Here is a 15410-nt window from a genome sequence, read left to right as displayed (position 1 = left end):
GGAGTACCGCATGCAGACCCGTACCCTTGGCCGCAATGGCCCCACCGTTTCCGCGCTCGGCCTGGGCTGCATGGGCATGAGTGCCTTCTATGGCGGCCGCGGCAACGATGCCGAGTCCATCGCGGTCATCCACCGCGCGTTGGAGCACGGCGTCAGTCTGCTCGACACCGCCGACATGTACGGCCCGCACACCAATGAAGTGCTGGTCGGCAAGGCGATCGCCGACCGCCGCGACCAGGTGTTCCTGGCCACCAAATTCGGGATCAAGCTGGAGCCGAGCGATACCGCGGCACGCAGCGTCGATGGCCGCCCCGAGTACGTGATCGCCGCCTGCGAGGCCAGCCTGCAGCGGCTGGGCGTGGACCACATCGACCTGTACTACCAGCACCGCGTGGATGCCACGGTGCCGATCGAGGACACCGTAGGCGCCATGGCGCGCCTGGTCGAGCAGGGCAAGGTGCGCTTCCTCGGACTGTCCGAAGCATCGGCGGGCACGATCCGCCGCGCCCATGCGGTGCATCCGATCACCGCCGTGCAGACCGAGTACTCGCTGTGGTCGCGCGATCCGGAAGACAACGGCGTGCTGGCGACCGTGCGCGAGCTGGGCATCGGCTTCGTGCCCTACTCGCCGCTGGGCCGTGGCTTCCTGACCGGCGCGATCCGCAGCCCGGACGACTTCGACGCCGATGACTACCGCCGCCAGTCGCCGCGCTTCCAGGGCGATAACTTCGCCCGCAACCTGGCCCTGGTCGACGCAGTCACCGCGATGGCAAAGAACAAGGGCGTGAGTCCTGGGCAGTTGGCCTTGGCCTGGGTGCTGGCGCAGGGCGAGGACCTGGTGCCGATCCCGGGCACCAAGCGCCTGGCCTATCTGGAAGAGAACCTCGGCGCGCTGCAGGTCCAGCTCAGTGCCGACGAGCTGGCCCGGATCGACGCCATCTTCCCGGCCAATGCCGCCGCCGGCCCGCGTTATGCCCCCGCGGCGATGGCGACGTTGAACCGCTGAGGCCACGACCAACGGTTGGTCCGGCCAGGCGATGGTCCACAATGGTGGGCCATCGCCTGTGAGTAAATGGATGTCCCTTCCCGATGACCTGCTGGCCCACGCATGGGCAGAGCGCGAAGAAGTTCTGTATCCCCGCCTGCTCGGTGCCCTGGGGCCCGGCCTGTACCCCTTGGAGGCGGCGGTGTTCTCCACCGTGTTCGGCCAGGACGGCGTCGACCCTCGCTGGCTCACCATCGGCGTGTTCGAATGTCCACCTACACCGGACAGGCCCGGTTGGGCCTATGTGAGTTCGGGGCTGTCCAACCCCTGGGAGGACGCCGCAGCCGACCCGGACAGCGTGTCCGGGCTGGGCATGGAGTTCCTGCTGCAGACCACCGAACGCGCGCCCTGGGCACTGGCCCTGGTGCAGCGGTTCTGCGCCTACCAGCTGCTGCTGGCGGCCGGTCGCATGGGCGACCATGAGCCGCTGGACCTGGGGGACCGCATGCGCATCGGCGCACCGATCGACCATGCCGACAGCCAGTTGCAGGCATTGGTATTCGTCGCGGCCGAGCAGTTCGGCGACATCCAGACGCTGATCAGCGGCCAATTCCGCTTCCTGCAGATACTGCCGCTGACCCTGGAAGAACATGCCTTCGGCCAGCAGCACGACTTCGACACCGTCGTCGAGCAGCTGCGGGCCCACCATGCCGCACCCGTGGTGGATGTCAGCCGGGCCAGCGTTCCGCTGCAGCCACCGGCCTGACCCGATGGTGGCCCCGCTGGCGGGGCCGCTGTCCCCTCTGCTTACCCAAGGACCGCCGATGCGCTGGCCTGCCCTGCTGCCCCTGCTGGTGCTGTTCGCCCCGGCCCTTGCCCACGCCGATGAAATCCGCTGCCTGACCGGCGGCAGCCGCGGGCAGATCCACCTTGAATGGAAACTCCCTGAAGGCACCGCGGAGGGTGAGCGGGTAAGCCACGTACGTTACGCCGGCAAGACCCCGTGGCTGCGGCTGACCCTGGCTTCGCAGGAGAGCACGGTGCTGGCCGAGGATCGCCCCTGGCAGTTCGACACGGTCTGGGACGAGCATCTGGATGGCAAGGTGATCGGCCACTACGCGATCAGCACCCAGGGCGCGCGCATCTATGGCTTCTCGTATACCAACGCACGCACGGGCAGGCAGACCGCGTTCGACGAAGACGTCGGGGCGATCACCGATACCGGCTGCCACTGGGAGTGAATCGCCGGCTTTGTGCCGGTTTCGTCACCTTCGCCCCAGTCATGGCCGTCGTGCAGCCGCTTACGACGCTTGGCAGTAGTAATGCTGCGCCGCGTTCGGTAAAACTCGCAGACTTGTCGTTAACAGTCATCCACCGCGAGGCCCCATGTCATTGCTCCGGCGCAAGTCCCTAGACACTGTCACCGTCCATGAAGCCGGCAGGCAATTGATTCCGACCCTGAGTTGGCCGCATCTGATCGCGCTGGGCATCGGCGCGATCGTCGGCACCGGCATCTACACCCTGATCGGCGTGGGCGCCAACCTGGCCGGGCCCGCCGTGCTGATCTCCTTCGCCATCGCCGGCGCGGTCTGCGCCTGCGCGGCGCTGTCCTATGCCGAACTGGCCACGATGATGCCCGCCGCCGGCAGCGCCTACACCTACAGCTATACCGCACTCGGCGAGATGGTGGCTTGGGTGGTGGGCTGGAGCCTGATCCTGGAATATTCGCTGGTGGTCAGCACGGTCGCGGTCGGATGGTCCGGCTACGCGGTCGGCTTCCTGCACGGCTGGGGCATCGACCTGCCGCTTGCACTCACCGCGGGCCCGCACGTGGCCGGGGGGTTCATCAACCTGCCGGCGGTGCTGATCACCTTCCTGGTGGCCGGCATGCTGATGGCGGGCACCAAGGAGAGCGCGACCCTCAACGCGGTCCTGGTGGTGGTCAAGATCATCGCGCTGACCGTGTTCGTGGCGATCGCCCTGCCGCACTTCGACACCGGCCACATGGAGCCGTTCATGCCGTTCGGCTTCGTCAAGTCGCTGGGTGCTGATGGTGTGGAACGCGGGGTGATGGCGGCAGCGGCGATCATCTTCTTCGCGTTCTACGGCTTCGATGCGATCTCCACCGCCGCCGAAGAGACCAAGAAGCCCGAGCGCGACCTGGCGATCGGCATCATCGGCTCGATGGTCGGCTGCACCATCATCTACGTGCTGGTGGCGCTGGCCGCCGTGGGTGCGATGAGCTACACGATCTTCGGCCAGAGCGCCGAGCCGCTGGCGCTGATCCTGCGCGAGCTGGGCAGCCCGGGCGCGGCCAAGTGGATCGGCGCGGCCGCCGTGATCGCGCTGCCGACCGTGCTGCTGGCCTTCCTGTATGGCCAGAGCCGCATCTTCTTCGTCATGTCGCGCGATGGCCTGCTGCCGCGTGGGCTGTCCAAGGTCAGCGCGCGCACCGGCACCCCGATCGCGACCACGCTGTTCACTGCGGTGCTGGTTGCGGCGCTGGCCGGCGTGGCCCGACTGGATGAAATCGCCGCGCTGGCCAACGCCGGCACGCTCGCCGCGTTCACCGCGGTGGGCCTGTGCCTGGTGGTGCTGCGCAAGCGCGAGCCGAACCGCGTGCGCAAGTTCCGCACGCCGCTGGCCTACGTGGTCGGCCCGCTGGCGGTGATCGGCTGCGTGTACCTGTTCTTCAGCCTGCCGAGCACCACGCAGTTGTACTTCCTGGCGTGGAACGTACTGGGCCTGATCGCCTACTTCGCCTACGGGCGCCGCAATGCGGTGCTGGGCAAGGGCTGAGTGGCGGTGCCGGCCAACGGTCGGCGTAAGCGGTCATGAGAAAGGCAGGCCCAGGGCCTGCCTTTTTCTTTACTGGCGCTGGCGAAGGAGAGTCCCGCCAGCGCGCGACGCAGCACTGGTGCTCAGGGCTTCGCGGCCGCGGCGACCTTGGCGGCGTGATCCTGCGCCTGCTGCATGACACGCAGCAGGTTGCCGCCCCAGATGCCGGCGATCTGCCTCTCGCTGTAGCCCTTGCGCAGCAGCCAGGCGGTGATCTTCGGCAGCTGGCTCACGTCGGGCAGATCGGCCAGGCCACCGCCACCATCCCAGTCCAGGCCGATGCCGACGTGCTCGGGACCGACTACCTTCAGGATGTGCTCGAAGTGGGCGAAGAAATCGTCCAGCGTGGCCTTGCGCAACGGGATGCGCTGGTCGATTTCCTCCAGCCCCTGCTTCAGCGCGACGCCCTGCTGGATGCTCATCCCGTCGTAATCGGTGCCGAGCTGCTCCATCAGGGCCGACTCGGCCGCCGTGCGCGCTTCGCTTTTGCCGGTGTCGATCAGGTAACCGCCATAGGCATTGACCTGGATCACCCCACCGGCCTTGGCCAGCCGCTTCAGACGCGCATCATCGAGATTGCGCGGATGGTTGTAGATCGCCTTGGCCGAGCTGTGCGAGAGCACGAACGGCACCGGCATGCGCTCGATCAGATCATCGAACACCGCATCGGAGGCATGCGACTGATCGATGACGATGCCCAGCCGCACCGCTTCATCCACCAGCGCCTTGCCGGCCGGGCTCAGGCCCTTCCATTCGGCGCCCTTGGGATCGGTGGCCGAATCGGCGAACTCGTTGTTGGCGAAGTGCACGGTGCTGAGCAGGCGCAGGCCGGCCAGGTGGTAGTAACTGAGCAGCGTGGGATCGTCGACCAGCGGGCTGGCGTTCTCCATGCTGATGTAGACCACGCGCTTGCCGGCGGCCTTGATGCGCGCAGCGTCGATGGGGGTCAGCGCGAGTTGGAAAGTGTCCGGGTGCGCGGCAAGCATCTCGCGGATTTCGCTCAGGCGCAGCAGGCCGGCATCCCGGTCATGCTGATGCGCCTGCGCGCTGCGGTCACCCTGGTCGGTGTAGATGGCCCAGAAGCCGCCGTCGAGCGCACCTTCGACCATGCGCGGGTAATCCACCTGCGACAGCGCGTTGTGGTCGTGCCGCTGGGCGATGTCGAAGCCGTCGCGGTGAAAATTGGCCGGTGTGTCGAGATGACTGTCCAGGGTCAGCAGGCGCTGCTGCAGCGTGGAGGCCCGGGCCAGCTCCTGCGGGGTGAACTCGATCGCGTAGGCCGCCAGCGGCGTGCACAACGCCAGTGAGACCAGCAAAGACAGACTGCGCAACGTCATGACGCCTCACCTTGGATGGGAAGCGTCAGACCATAGCGCCGAGCGGACAACAAACGGTAGTGCCGGCCGCTGGCCGGCTCCCCGCGACATCGAAGACCAGGAAGAACCGGCCAGCGGCCGGCACTACCCGATGCCGAACGTAGCCGGGCGCCTGCGAATCAATCCACCACGCGGCAGAACACGGCCTTGAGGTAGCGCGATTCCTGCACGTGGGCCATGAACGGATGATCCGGACCGGCGCCGGCCACCTTCAGGATCTGGATGGTGCGGCCGGCGTAGAACGCGGCGCGGCGCAGCATGTCCAGGAACTGATCCTCGGCCACCAGGCCGGTGCACGAGAACGTGGCAAGCAGGCCGCCCGGCTTGACCACGCCGAGCGCCAGCTTGTTCATGTCCAGGTACTTCTTCAACGCGGTGATGACCTGGTCGCGGTCGCGGGTCATCTTGGCCGGGTCGAGGATCACCACGTCGTACTGCTCACCACGGTTGGATGCATCGCGCAGCCACGGGAAGATGTCGGACTGGATGAACTTCGGGCGCACGTTGTTGAGCTTGGCGTTGCCCTTGGCGATGGCGATCACGTCTTCATCGATGTCGATGCCGACCACTTCAGCCGCACCGCGCGCGGCGGCATACACCGCGAAGCCACCGGTGTTGCAGCACAGGTCCAGCACGGTCTTGCCTTCCACCTGCTGGCTCAGCCACTGGCGGTTCTCGCGCTGGTCAGCGAAGAAGCCGGTCTTGTGCGCGCCGGCCGGGTCGGCCCGGAACTTCACGCCGTACTCGGTGATCACCGATGCTTCGGTGGTGGTGTTGCCGTGGAAGTCGAAGCTTTCCTGCTTCTGCACGTGCTCGTCGGCGAAGCTGTGGAAACGGCAGCCCGGGAACTGTTCGCGCAGGGCCTCGTAGACCCATTCGCGGTGGCGGAACATGCCGGCGGCGAAGAATTCGACCACGACCAGGTCGCCATAGCGGTCCACGACCAGGCCGGACAGGCCGTCGCCTTCGCTGTGGACCACGCGCCAGGCGTCGGAGACCTGGTCCAGCTTCAGCACCTCACGACGCAGCGACACCGCCTGCGCGATCTTGCGCGAGAACCAGCCGGCGTCGACCGGGATGGCCTGATCGGTCTCCAGGATGCGCACGGCGATCCGCGAGTGACCGTTGTAGAAGCCACGCCCGATCCACTCCCCGTCCACGCCGACGACGTCGACGATGGCACCGGGTTTGGGACGGACGGCCGGCTTTTCGACCAGTTTCTGGAAGATCCACGGGTGGCTGGAGCGCCAGGCGTTCTTGAGGCGGACAACGGGAAGGGGGGTATTCATCTGCGTATTGTAAACGGGAAGCCCGCAGCGCTCTGTACGGGGGATCGGGGTCTGGGCAAGGAAAGGATTTGACGCCGGCCCGGGCACCCCGCAGAATCGGCGCCAGAAGGGGAGTAGCTCCCAGACGTTGTCGCCGTCAATTCGAGCCCGCAGGCTCCGGTGCAACGGCAGTCCCACCCATCGGGGCTGCGAGCGAGACCTTCGCCGAATGGCGAAGCTCTGTCCCCGGATCCCCCCGATCCTCCGTTGCAGATCCTCGCCGTCCGGCTTGAGGACATCTATTTTTTCCAACGGACATACCCATGCAGACGATCGGTAATTTGTGGTTGTGGGGCGGCTTCGGCGCGGTGGTGATCATCGCGTTGCTGGTCGATCTCGTATTGATGCGACACGGCGGGCCGCACAAGGTCACCTTCAAGGAGGCCCTGTGGTGGTCGATCGGCTGGGTGGTGCTGGCCCTGGCCTTCAACGGTGGCCTCTGGTACTACCTGAACGAGACCGCCGGCCAGGTAGTGGCCAACAAGGTCGGGCTGGAGTTCCTGACCGGTTACCTGGTCGAGAAAGCCCTGGCGGTGGACAACATCTTCGTGTTCCTGATGATCATGGGCTACTTCGCGGTGCCCGAGGAACAGCGCCAGAAAGTGCTTATCATCGGCATTCTTGGCGCGATCGTGCTGCGTACGATCATGATCTTCGCCGGCAGCGTACTGCTGACCAAGTTCCATTGGCTGCTCTACGTGTTCGGCGCGTTCCTGCTCTTCACCGGCTGGAAGATGTGGTTCTCGGCCGGCAGCGAGCCGGATCTGGAGACCAACCCTGCCCTGCGCTGGATGCGCAAGCACCTGCGCCTGCTGCCGGACTACGCCGGCAACGCGATGAGCGTGATGCGCGACGGCAAGCGCTGGTTCACCCCGCTGTTCGTGGTGCTGATCCTGATCGCGGTGACCGACGTGATCTTCGCGGTGGACAGCATCCCGGCGATCTTCGCGATCACCACTGACCCGTTCATCGTGCTGACCTCCAACGTCTTCGCGGTGCTGGGCCTGCGCGCCATGTTCTTCCTGCTGGCCGGCATGGCCGATCGCTTCCACCTGCTGCCGTACGGCCTGGCCCTGGTACTGGCCTTCATCGGCATCAAGATGATGCTGATCGACCTCTTCAAGATCCCTACCCCGATCTCGCTGGGCGTGGTGGCGGTGATCATCGCCGCGACCGTGGTGCTGAGCCTGAAGAACCCGCCGAAGGAAGGCGGCCACGCCTGACCCACGGTGCCGCCTGCGGGATTGTCCCGCAGGCGGTACCTCTCTCTCCCACGGCGTTGCCCTTGTGTTCATCGAGGGCGCCGCCATCCCTAAGGGTATGAACGCCAACCTGCCCCAGCCCACCGGCGCGTCGCCGGTCCCGTCCCGCAACGACCGTGGTGGAGTACTGCGGGCGTTCAACCTGAGCCTGGCCTTCGTGCTGCTGCTGGTCGCGGTGTATACCGCCCAGGGCCACTTCGACTGGCGTCCGTGGGCGGTGGCCCCGCTGGACAAGGCCGGCCTGCTCGGCATTCTCGGTGCCCCGCTGCTGCACGGCTCGATCCAGCATCTGGGCGCCAATGCGGCAGCCCTGCTGATCCTCGGCACCCTGGCCGGCAGCGTCTATCCCAAGGCAACACTGCGCGCGCTGCCCCTGCTGTGGGTCGGCTCGGGCCTGGGTGCGTGGCTGCTCGGCGATCTCGGCAGCCGCCATCTCGGCGCCAGCGGTATCACCCACGGCCTGATGTTCCTGGTGTTCGTGCTCGGCCTGCTGCGCCGCGACCGGCCGGCGATCGCGGCCGGACTGATCGCCTTCCTGTTCTACGGCAGCATGCTGCTGACCATCCTGCCGCACGAGCCGGGCGTGTCCTGGCAGTCGCACATGGGCGGCGCTTTCGCCGGCATCATCAGCGCGCTGCTGTTCCGCCTCTCCGACCCGATGGCACCGCGCAAGCGCTACAGCTGGGAGGACGAGGAAGAGGACGACCTCGAGGCCGCGCGCGACGCCGATCTGGAGCCGCCCTCCCCGACCCGCGTGCCGGTGCTGTGGCAACCGCGCGAGGGACGTGACTTCGTGGTGCTGCCGTTCCGGCGGCGCGATGAAGGGTCATCGCTGGACTGACCGGCGACGCCATCTGATGGCATGCCGAGGTAGAGCCACGCCATGCGTGTCTGCCGTGCGCCGGACATTCCGATATCGCGTCCACCGACCAAGGTCGATGCGCGTAGCACCGATCACGATCGTACCGACCAACGGTGGGTACCTACCGGGTCGCCGGTGTCCCATCGCCGTCCACCGCGCGCCGGCCCAGCGCCGGGTCATCGGTGAAGAACGCATCGATGCCGGTGGCCAGGTAGGCCCGCATCTCGGCGATCGAGCCATCCGCATTGCGGGCATTCGGCTCGCCCTTGCGGAACTCCGCGGCCTGGAAATAGTTCTCCGGCCGGAAGGTATACGGCACCACCATCAGACCCGCTGCATGCGCGTCGCGCACCAGCGCGGTCGGGGTGCCCAGGTTCCCCTGCGCGTCCAGCGGGATCACCATGCGCAGGCTCGGGCCGATGCCGTCGGCATAGGTGGCCACCTCGCGCAGCCCGGCCGGCGTGATCAGGTCGGCATAGCGCTGGCGGCCCTTGGCGGCCAGCACGTCACCGGGCTGCTGGGTGGGATCGCCGAGCAGCTGCAGCAGGCGGATGTTGCTGTCGCGGCCGAGCTTGCCGCGCAGGTAGCGCAGGTTGCCGACCTCGAAGGACTGGATCGTCACCGGCGCCACGCTGGTATAGGCGTTGCCCTGCAGCGCGGCGACCACCTTGTCTTCCATCGGCAGGCCAATGCGCGTGAAGTAGGTGCCGTGCTTGATCTCCGGCACCAGCCCGATGCCGCGGCTGGCGCGGCCGGCCTGCTGCACCAGGAAGGCGATGATCTCGTCCAGGGTGGCGATGCGGAACTGGCCGTCGAAAGCGGTGCTGCGCAGCTGCGGCAAGCGCTCGCGGGCATACAGCGTCTTCAGCTCGGCCAGGGTGAAGTCTTCGGTGAACCAGCCTTCGATGCGCTCGCCGTCGATGGTCTTGACGGTCTTGCGGCTGGCGAACTCCGGATGGTCGGCCACATCGGTGGTGCCACCGATCTCGTTCTCGTGCCGCGATACCAGCACGCCGTCCTTGGTCATCACCAGGTCCGGCTCGATGTAGTCGGCGCCGTCGGCGATGGCCTGGGCATACGCGGCGAGCGTGTGCTCGGGCAGCAGCGCACTGGCGCCACGGTGGCCGTAGACGGCGGCTCTGGCCGGCGTAGGGGAAGACGATTCAGCGCTCATGGCCACCGATGGTGCCACGGCCAGCGACACCAGCAACACACCTCCCCACAACTGCTTGGACACTGCAAACCCCTGGCTTCAAGGCCCCACCGGTGCGGGGCGTGATCGTCCTGCGCAGTATGCGGTGGCTTTATGACAACGCAGGGAACGGCAGCGCCACCTACTTGCCGATGCAGAAGCTCGAGAAGATCCGCCCCAGCAGATCATCCGCGCTCATCCGCCCGGTGATCCCGCCGAGTGCTTCGTGGGCCAGGCGCAGTTCCTCCGCGGCCAGCTCCAGGTGCTCGTGGACCAGCTCCGATTCGGCGCGCTCGGCATGGCCGATGGCCTGGCTGATCGCCTCCACGTGGCGGGCACGCGCGGAGAACTCGCCGTCCACGCTGTCGCCGGCGCTGCCACTGGCCAGCGCACGCAGGCGCGCGTGCAGCTGATCCAGGCCGAGTCCGGTCGCGGCCGAGACATGCACCACGTCCGCAGCGGGGTCAGACGGAATCGCGCCCAGCAGATCGCTCTTATTGTGGATCCACAGCTGCTGCGGCACCTCGGCGATGCTGTCGCCCACCGCGTCGCGGCCGGACTGGGGATCGCGCGCATCGACCACCACGATGGCCAGGTCGGTGCGCTGCATCTCCGCACGCGCCCGGCGCATGCCTTCGCGTTCGATCGCATCGCCGCCTTCGCGCAGGCCGGCGGTGTCGACCAGGGTCAGTTCCAACCCGTCGATGCGGATGGTCTCGCGCAGGGTGTCGCGGGTGGTGCCGGCGATGTCGGTAACGATGGCGCGCTCGCTGCCGGCCAGCGCATTGAGCAGCGAACTCTTGCCGGCGTTCGGTGGCCCGACCAGCACCGCATGCAGGCCGTCGCGCAGCCTGCGGCCACGTTCGGCATCGTCGCGCAGCCGGATCAACGCCTGCAGCGCGGTGACCAGGCCGCTGCGGACCTGCGCGCCGCCGAGGGTATCGAGCGGCTCGTCGGCGAAATCGATCGCCGCTTCCACGTGGATCCGCAACAGAACAAGCTGTTCTGCCACCTCATCCACGCGGCGCGAGAACACGCCATCCAGCGAGCGGCGTGCCGCGCGCGCTGCGCGGGTATCGCTGGCGGCGATCAGGTCGGCGATGGCTTCGGCCTGGGCCAGGTCGAGCTTGCCGTTGAGGAAGGCCCGCTCGCTGAACTCACCGGGTCGCGCCTGCCGTGCCCCCAGCGCGATGCAGCGCGCCACCAGCTGCTGCAGGACCACCGGGCTGCCATGCCCCTGCAGTTCCACCACTTCTTCGCCGGTGAAGCTGTTCGGGGCCGGGAACCATAGCGCGATACCGTCGTCGATCACCTCGCCGCCCGCATCGCGGAAGCGCGCGTAGTGCGCGTACCGTGGCTGCATCGCGCGCACGCCGATCGCCTCGGCGATGGAGCGCGCCTGCGGGCCGGACAGCCGCAGCATGCCCACGCCGCCCGCGCCGGGCGCGGTGGCGATGGCCACGATGGTGTCAGGGGCGTGGGTCATGTCGGGCTCACTGCAGCATGCGGGGAATCAGGGGGCATTCTACGGACCGCACGGCTGCGCGGGCCGCAGATGCAGGAAACCCGCCTTGCGGCGGGTCTCCTGTGCAGCTTACTTCTTGGCGGTGACGACCGGCAGCGGGTCGCTGCCATGGCGCTTGGTCATCCACCACTGCTGGAGCAGGCCCAGGCCGCCGTTGACGACCCAGTACAGCACCAGGCCGGACGGCATGAAGGCCATCATGACCCCGAACACCAGCGGCATGAACTGCATCATCTTGGCCTGCATCGGGTCCATGCCCGGGGCCGGCGTCAGCTTCTGCGTGGCCCACATCACCGCCACGTTGATCACCGGCAGGATGAAGTACGGGTCACGCGCGGTCAGATCCTGGATCCAGCCCAGCCATGGGGCCTGGCGCAGTTCCACCGATTCCACCAGCACCCAGTACAGCGCGAAGAAGATCGGCATCTGGATCAGGATCGGCAGACAGCCGCCCATCGGGTTGATCTTCTCTTTCTTGTACAGCTCCATCATCGCGGTCTGGAACTTCTGGCGGTCATCGCCATAGCGTTCCTTGAGCTGCGCGATGCGCGGCTGGAAGCGCCGCATCTTGGCACCGGACTTGTACTGCACGGCCGACAGCGGGTACAGCACCAGCTTCAGCAGCACCACCAAGCCGACGATTGCCCAGCCCCAGTTGTTGACGACCTTGTGGACCTGGTTGAGGACCCAGAACAGGCCCTGGCCGATGATGGCCATCAGCGAGAAGCGGCTGTAATCGACCACGCGGTCCAGGCCCTTCACGTCTTCCTTGGCGATCAGGTTGACCAGCTTCGGGCCCACCCAGAGGCGGGCCTCGGTGCTGACCTGCTGGCCCGGAGCCACGGTGAAGGCAGGGCCACGCGCTTCGATCTGGTCACGGCCGTTGTTCTGCGCCAGCGAGTACTGCGCGGCCTGGTCGGCCTGCGGAATCCACGCGGTGAAGAAGTGGTGCTGCAGCATCGCCAGCCAGCCGCCGGTGATGGTGCGGTTGAGGTGGCCGTCGTCCAGATAATCCTTGAACGCCCGACGCTCGTAACCGTCCTGCGGGCTGAACCAGGTCGCGCCGTTGAAGCTGAACGAGTCCGGGTTGGTCATGCTGCGCGACAGGATGGTCGGGGTGCGGTCCAGGGTGCGGAACACGTAGCCGCTCCACGGGGCGCTGCCGCCGTTGACGACTTCATCCTTGACCGTGATCGCGTACTCGTTGCGACCCAGCGAGTAGGTGCGGCGGATGGTCACGCCGTTCGGGCCGGTCCATTCAAACGGCACCGTGACCTCGTCCTGGCCCTTGGCCAGCACGAAGTCGTGGTTGTCGCCGACCAGCTTGAAGCCGTTGGCGGCCGGCACCGGCATGGTCTTGTCTTCACTGATCCAGCCACTGACCGCGCGGTACGGGTGGGTGGCCTCTTCCGTCAGCAGGCGGACCGGCGGGCTGCCTTCTTCCTTGGTCTGCGGGAACTGCAGCAGCTCGGCATCCAGCACCGTGCCACCGTCCAGGACCAGACGCAGCACGTCGGTGGTGATGGTGACGCGGGCCGGACCGGCCTCGGTCTGTGCGGTCGGCTGTGCCGCCGGCAGGGAGCCGTCGGCCTGGGGCACGGGCGCACCCGGGATGCTGCCGGCAGCCGCACCCGGCACGCTGGCCTGGGTGGTCTGGGTGGCCACGGCCGGGGTCGGCGGCGCGGCTTTGTCGCGGCCCCACTCCATCCACAGCAACACGGCCACCATCAGCCAGGCAAAAATCAGGAAAACGCGGGTCTGGTTCATCAGCGTGCAGGCTCGGCGGGGCCGGCACGCAATGCCGGCTCGGACTGGGAAAGGGGTGCAACGCCCAGGGGCGGCGGCATTGTGCCGTCCGCGCCCGGCATGGGCAATGCGCCAAGGCGGCGCAGCAGGCGTTCAAAGGCCTGGCGGATTTCTGAATTGCTGGCGGTACGGGCGGCACTGCGGGCAACGACGACGTAATCGCCGGCACTCATCCACGGCCGTAGATGGCGTGTGGCATCGCGCAGCACACGCTTCACTCGGTTGCGACCCACGGCTCGGGGATCGACTTTGCGCGACACCGCAAGACCCAACCTGGCTGGCGTATCGCTCTTCAGCCAGTGCAGGGTCATCAGCGGATCGGACACACGGCGGGCGCCGTTGAAGACCGTTGTATATTCGGCACGCGTACGAACCCGCGCAGAGCGAGGAAATCGCTTGCGCGGGTCGGAACTGCTCACAGTCAGGATTGCGTCTGCCGCGGGAAGCGGCATTGCAATCAAGCGCTCAGGACTTTACGGCCCTTGGCGCGGCGACGCGACAGGATCTTGCGGCCGTCAGCGGTCTTCATACGGGCACGGAAGCCATGGTCGCGCTTACGCTTGAGGTTGCTGGGTTGGAAAGTGCGCTTGGTGGCCATGCGGGCCTCTATATGAAGGGGACGGAAAGAACCGGAAATTCTATAGACCTCATCGAGGTCCCGTCAAGTGTCTGTCACTACGGGAATTCACCGGGCTGTGCAATAGCTGTGGATCATTTTGTGAATAACTTTGGGACAACCATTCCCGGCCCCCCTCGTCGGTGGTAGTCTGCGCCATCCATTCTTCCCCCCTTCCGGCCTGCGGTGCGGCGCTTTTGTTCGCCTATCCGCTGGCCCCAGACGATTATTGCCGATGGATGCCTGGTCTCGTTCTCTCGAACGCCTCGAAGCGGAGTTTCCGCCCGAGGATGTTCACACCTGGTTGAAGCCGCTGCAGGCAGATCTGCGCGCGGACAGCCTGGTGCTTTATGCGCCAAACGCCTTCATCGTCGACCAGGTGCGCGAGCTGTATCTGCCGCGCATCAAGGAACTGCTGGCGCACTTCGCCGGTTTCGGCGACGTTTTTCTTGAAATCGGCTCGCGTCCGCGTCCGGTAGAGGCGCAGATCGCGCCGATTCCGGGCCTGTCCGCGCCGGCGGTGCCGGCCGAGCCCCTGGTGCCGTTCGCCGGCAACATGGATTCGCACTACACCTTCGCCAACTTCGTGGAGGGCCGCAGCAACCAGCTGGGCCTGGCCGCGGCGTTCCAGGCGGCGCAGAAGCCGGGCGACCGTGCCCACAACCCGTTGCTGCTGTATGGCGGGACCGGCCTGGGCAAGACCCACCTGATGTTCGCGGCTGGCAATGCGATGCGTCAGGCCAACCCGGCGGCCAAGGTGCTGTACCTGCGTTCGGAACAGTTCTTCAGCGCGATGATCCGTGCGCTGCAGGAAAAAACCATGGACCAGTTCAAGCGCCAGTTCCAGCAGGTGGACGCGCTGCTGATCGATGACATCCAGTTCTTTGCCGGCAAGGACCGTACCCAGGAAGAGTTCTTCCATACGTTCAACGCCCTGTTCGACGGCAAGCAGCAGATCATCCTGACCTGCGACCGGTACCCGCGCGAAGTCGAGGGCCTGGAAGCACGGCTGAAGTCGCGGCTGGCCTGGGGCCTGTCGGTGGCGATCGAGCCGCCGGACTTCGAGACGCGCGCAGCGATCGTGCTGGCCAAGGCCCGCGAGCGTGGCACCGATATCCCCGACGATGTGGCGTTTCTGATTGCCAAGAAGATGCGCTCCAATGTCCGCGACCTCGAAGGTGCGTTGAATACCCTGGCCGCACGCGCCAATTTCACCGGCCGTGCGATCACCACTGATTTCGCCCAGGAAACCCTGCGCGATCTGCTTCGCGCCCAGCAGCAGGCGATCAGCATTCCCAACATCCAGAAAACCGTGGCCGACTACTACGGGCTGCAGATCAAGGATCTGCTGTCCAAACGTCGGACCCGTTCGCTGGCCCGTCCCCGTCAGGTCGCCATGGCCCTGACCAAGGAACTGACCGAGCACAGCCTGCCGGAAATCGGCGACGCCTTTGCCGGCCGGGACCACACCACGGTGCTGCATGCCTGCCGGCAGATCCGGACGTTGATGGAAGCGGACGGCAAGTTGCGGGAAGACTGGGACAAGCTGATCCGGAAGTTGAGCGAATGATGCATGTACGCCGCTAAGGCGTCATCGCATAAAACGGTGCAGAATCCGGT

At 66.6% G+C, this 15410-nt stretch carries 14 protein-coding genes; 7 read left to right on the top strand and 7 right to left on the bottom strand.

All coding sequences use genetic code 11. The features are described from left to right. The first annotated feature begins 10 nt into the window (after nt 1-10). The 4 genes from AC07WC_RS08755 to AC07WC_RS08740 all read left to right on the top strand — a co-directional run bounded on the left by AC07WC_RS08755 (nt 11) and on the right by AC07WC_RS08740 (nt 3784). A complete protein-coding gene (locus tag AC07WC_RS08755; RefSeq protein ID WP_495209656.1) occupies nt 11-1006 on the top strand; it encodes an aldo/keto reductase in 996 nt (331 codons plus the stop codon). Between the two features lie 70 nt (nt 1007-1076). Then, nucleotides 1077-1751, top strand: coding sequence for a suppressor of fused domain protein (locus AC07WC_RS08750; protein WP_495209655.1), 675 nt, complete (start codon nt 1077-1079; stop codon nt 1749-1751). Nucleotides 1752-1809: 58 nt separating this feature from the next. Next, nucleotides 1810-2226 (top strand): hypothetical protein, encoded by a 417-nt coding sequence (locus tag AC07WC_RS08745; RefSeq protein ID WP_495209654.1) that lies wholly within the window; start codon nt 1810-1812, stop codon nt 2224-2226. Nucleotides 2227-2371: 145 nt separating this feature from the next. Beyond that, nucleotides 2372-3784, top strand: coding sequence for an amino acid permease (locus tag AC07WC_RS08740; protein ID WP_495209653.1), 1413 nt, complete (start codon nt 2372-2374; stop codon nt 3782-3784). Nucleotides 3785-3906: 122 nt separating this feature from the next. On the opposite strand, the gene AC07WC_RS08735 is transcribed toward AC07WC_RS08740, so the two are convergent. Next, nucleotides 3907-5160 carry a dipeptidase gene (locus tag AC07WC_RS08735; protein ID WP_495209652.1) on the bottom strand — a complete coding sequence of 418 codons (1254 nt, stop codon included), beginning with the start codon at nt 5158-5160 and terminating at the stop codon, nt 3907-3909. Between the two features lie 158 nt (nt 5161-5318). Then, a complete protein-coding gene (locus AC07WC_RS08730) occupies nt 5319-6488 on the bottom strand; it encodes a class I SAM-dependent rRNA methyltransferase (RefSeq protein ID WP_495209651.1) in 1170 nt (389 codons plus the stop codon). A 302-nt stretch (nt 6489-6790) separates the two neighbouring features. Between AC07WC_RS08730 and AC07WC_RS08725 the strand changes: the two genes are divergently transcribed. Then, nucleotides 6791-7750, top strand: coding sequence for a TerC family protein (locus AC07WC_RS08725; RefSeq protein WP_495209650.1), 960 nt, complete (start codon nt 6791-6793; stop codon nt 7748-7750). Between the two features lie 97 nt (nt 7751-7847). Continuing rightward, nucleotides 7848-8630, top strand: a complete 783-nt coding sequence (locus tag AC07WC_RS08720; RefSeq protein ID WP_495209649.1) for a rhomboid family intramembrane serine protease — start codon at nt 7848-7850, stop codon at nt 8628-8630. A 142-nt stretch (nt 8631-8772) separates the two neighbouring features. Here the strand turns inward: AC07WC_RS08720 and AC07WC_RS08715 are convergent, their stop codons facing one another. The 5 genes from AC07WC_RS08715 to rpmH form a co-directional block, all read right to left on the bottom strand. Next, on the bottom strand, nt 8773-9825 hold the full coding sequence (locus AC07WC_RS08715; RefSeq protein WP_495209693.1) for a glycerophosphodiester phosphodiesterase: 1053 nt from the start codon (nt 9823-9825) through the stop codon (nt 8773-8775). 160 nt (nt 9826-9985) lie between these two features. Then, nucleotides 9986-11329, bottom strand: a complete 1344-nt coding sequence (mnmE, locus tag AC07WC_RS08710; protein ID WP_495209648.1) for a tRNA uridine-5-carboxymethylaminomethyl(34) synthesis GTPase MnmE — start codon at nt 11327-11329, stop codon at nt 9986-9988. 108 nt (nt 11330-11437) lie between these two features. Further along, nucleotides 11438-13135, bottom strand: a complete 1698-nt coding sequence (gene yidC / locus AC07WC_RS08705) for a membrane protein insertase YidC (RefSeq protein ID WP_495209647.1) — start codon at nt 13133-13135, stop codon at nt 11438-11440. Beyond that, a complete protein-coding gene (gene rnpA, locus AC07WC_RS08700; protein ID WP_495209646.1) occupies nt 13135-13626 on the bottom strand; it encodes a ribonuclease P protein component in 492 nt (163 codons plus the stop codon). Before rnpA ends, yidC begins: the two co-directional genes overlap by 1 nt. Before the next feature lie 5 nt (nt 13627-13631). Further along, nucleotides 13632-13772: a 50S ribosomal protein L34 gene (gene rpmH, locus AC07WC_RS08695; RefSeq protein ID WP_006404565.1), complete on the bottom strand. Its 141-nt coding sequence runs from the start codon at nt 13770-13772 to the stop codon at nt 13632-13634. A gap of 253 nt (nt 13773-14025) precedes the next feature. Between rpmH and dnaA the strand changes: the two genes are divergently transcribed. Then, a complete protein-coding gene (gene dnaA / locus AC07WC_RS08690; RefSeq protein WP_495209645.1) occupies nt 14026-15360 on the top strand; it encodes a chromosomal replication initiator protein DnaA in 1335 nt (444 codons plus the stop codon). Nucleotides 15361-15410 lie beyond the last annotated feature (50 nt).

This window comes from Stenotrophomonas sp. GW821-FHT01H02A, from assembly GCF_059422145.1.
This window is presented reverse-complemented; position numbering and strand designations above follow the sequence as displayed.

Coding starts and splice junctions, on each gene's coding strand:
- AC07WC_RS08755 (WP_495209656.1), top strand. CDS start 11: ATGCAGACCCGTACCCTTGGCCGCAATGGCCCCACCGTTTCCGCGCTC.
- AC07WC_RS08750 (WP_495209655.1), top strand. CDS start 1,077: ATGTCCCTTCCCGATGACCTGCTGGCCCACGCATGGGCAGAGCGCGAA.
- AC07WC_RS08745 (WP_495209654.1), top strand. CDS start 1,810: ATGCGCTGGCCTGCCCTGCTGCCCCTGCTGGTGCTGTTCGCCCCGGCC.
- AC07WC_RS08740 (WP_495209653.1), top strand. CDS start 2,372: ATGTCATTGCTCCGGCGCAAGTCCCTAGACACTGTCACCGTCCATGAA.
- AC07WC_RS08735 (WP_495209652.1), bottom strand. CDS start 5,160: ATGACGTTGCGCAGTCTGTCTTTGCTGGTCTCACTGGCGTTGTGCACG.
- AC07WC_RS08730 (WP_495209651.1), bottom strand. CDS start 6,488: ATGAATACCCCCCTTCCCGTTGTCCGCCTCAAGAACGCCTGGCGCTCC.
- AC07WC_RS08725 (WP_495209650.1), top strand. CDS start 6,791: ATGCAGACGATCGGTAATTTGTGGTTGTGGGGCGGCTTCGGCGCGGTG.
- AC07WC_RS08720 (WP_495209649.1), top strand. CDS start 7,848: ATGAACGCCAACCTGCCCCAGCCCACCGGCGCGTCGCCGGTCCCGTCC.
- AC07WC_RS08715 (WP_495209693.1), bottom strand. CDS start 9,825: ATGAGCGCTGAATCGTCTTCCCCTACGCCGGCCAGAGCCGCCGTCTAC.
- mnmE (WP_495209648.1), bottom strand. CDS start 11,329: ATGACCCACGCCCCTGACACCATCGTGGCCATCGCCACCGCGCCCGGC.
- yidC (WP_495209647.1), bottom strand. CDS start 13,135: ATGAACCAGACCCGCGTTTTCCTGATTTTTGCCTGGCTGATGGTGGCC.
- rnpA (WP_495209646.1), bottom strand. CDS start 13,626: ATGCCGCTTCCCGCGGCAGACGCAATCCTGACTGTGAGCAGTTCCGAC.
- rpmH (WP_006404565.1), bottom strand. CDS start 13,772: ATGGCCACCAAGCGCACTTTCCAACCCAGCAACCTCAAGCGTAAGCGC.
- dnaA (WP_495209645.1), top strand. CDS start 14,026: ATGGATGCCTGGTCTCGTTCTCTCGAACGCCTCGAAGCGGAGTTTCCG.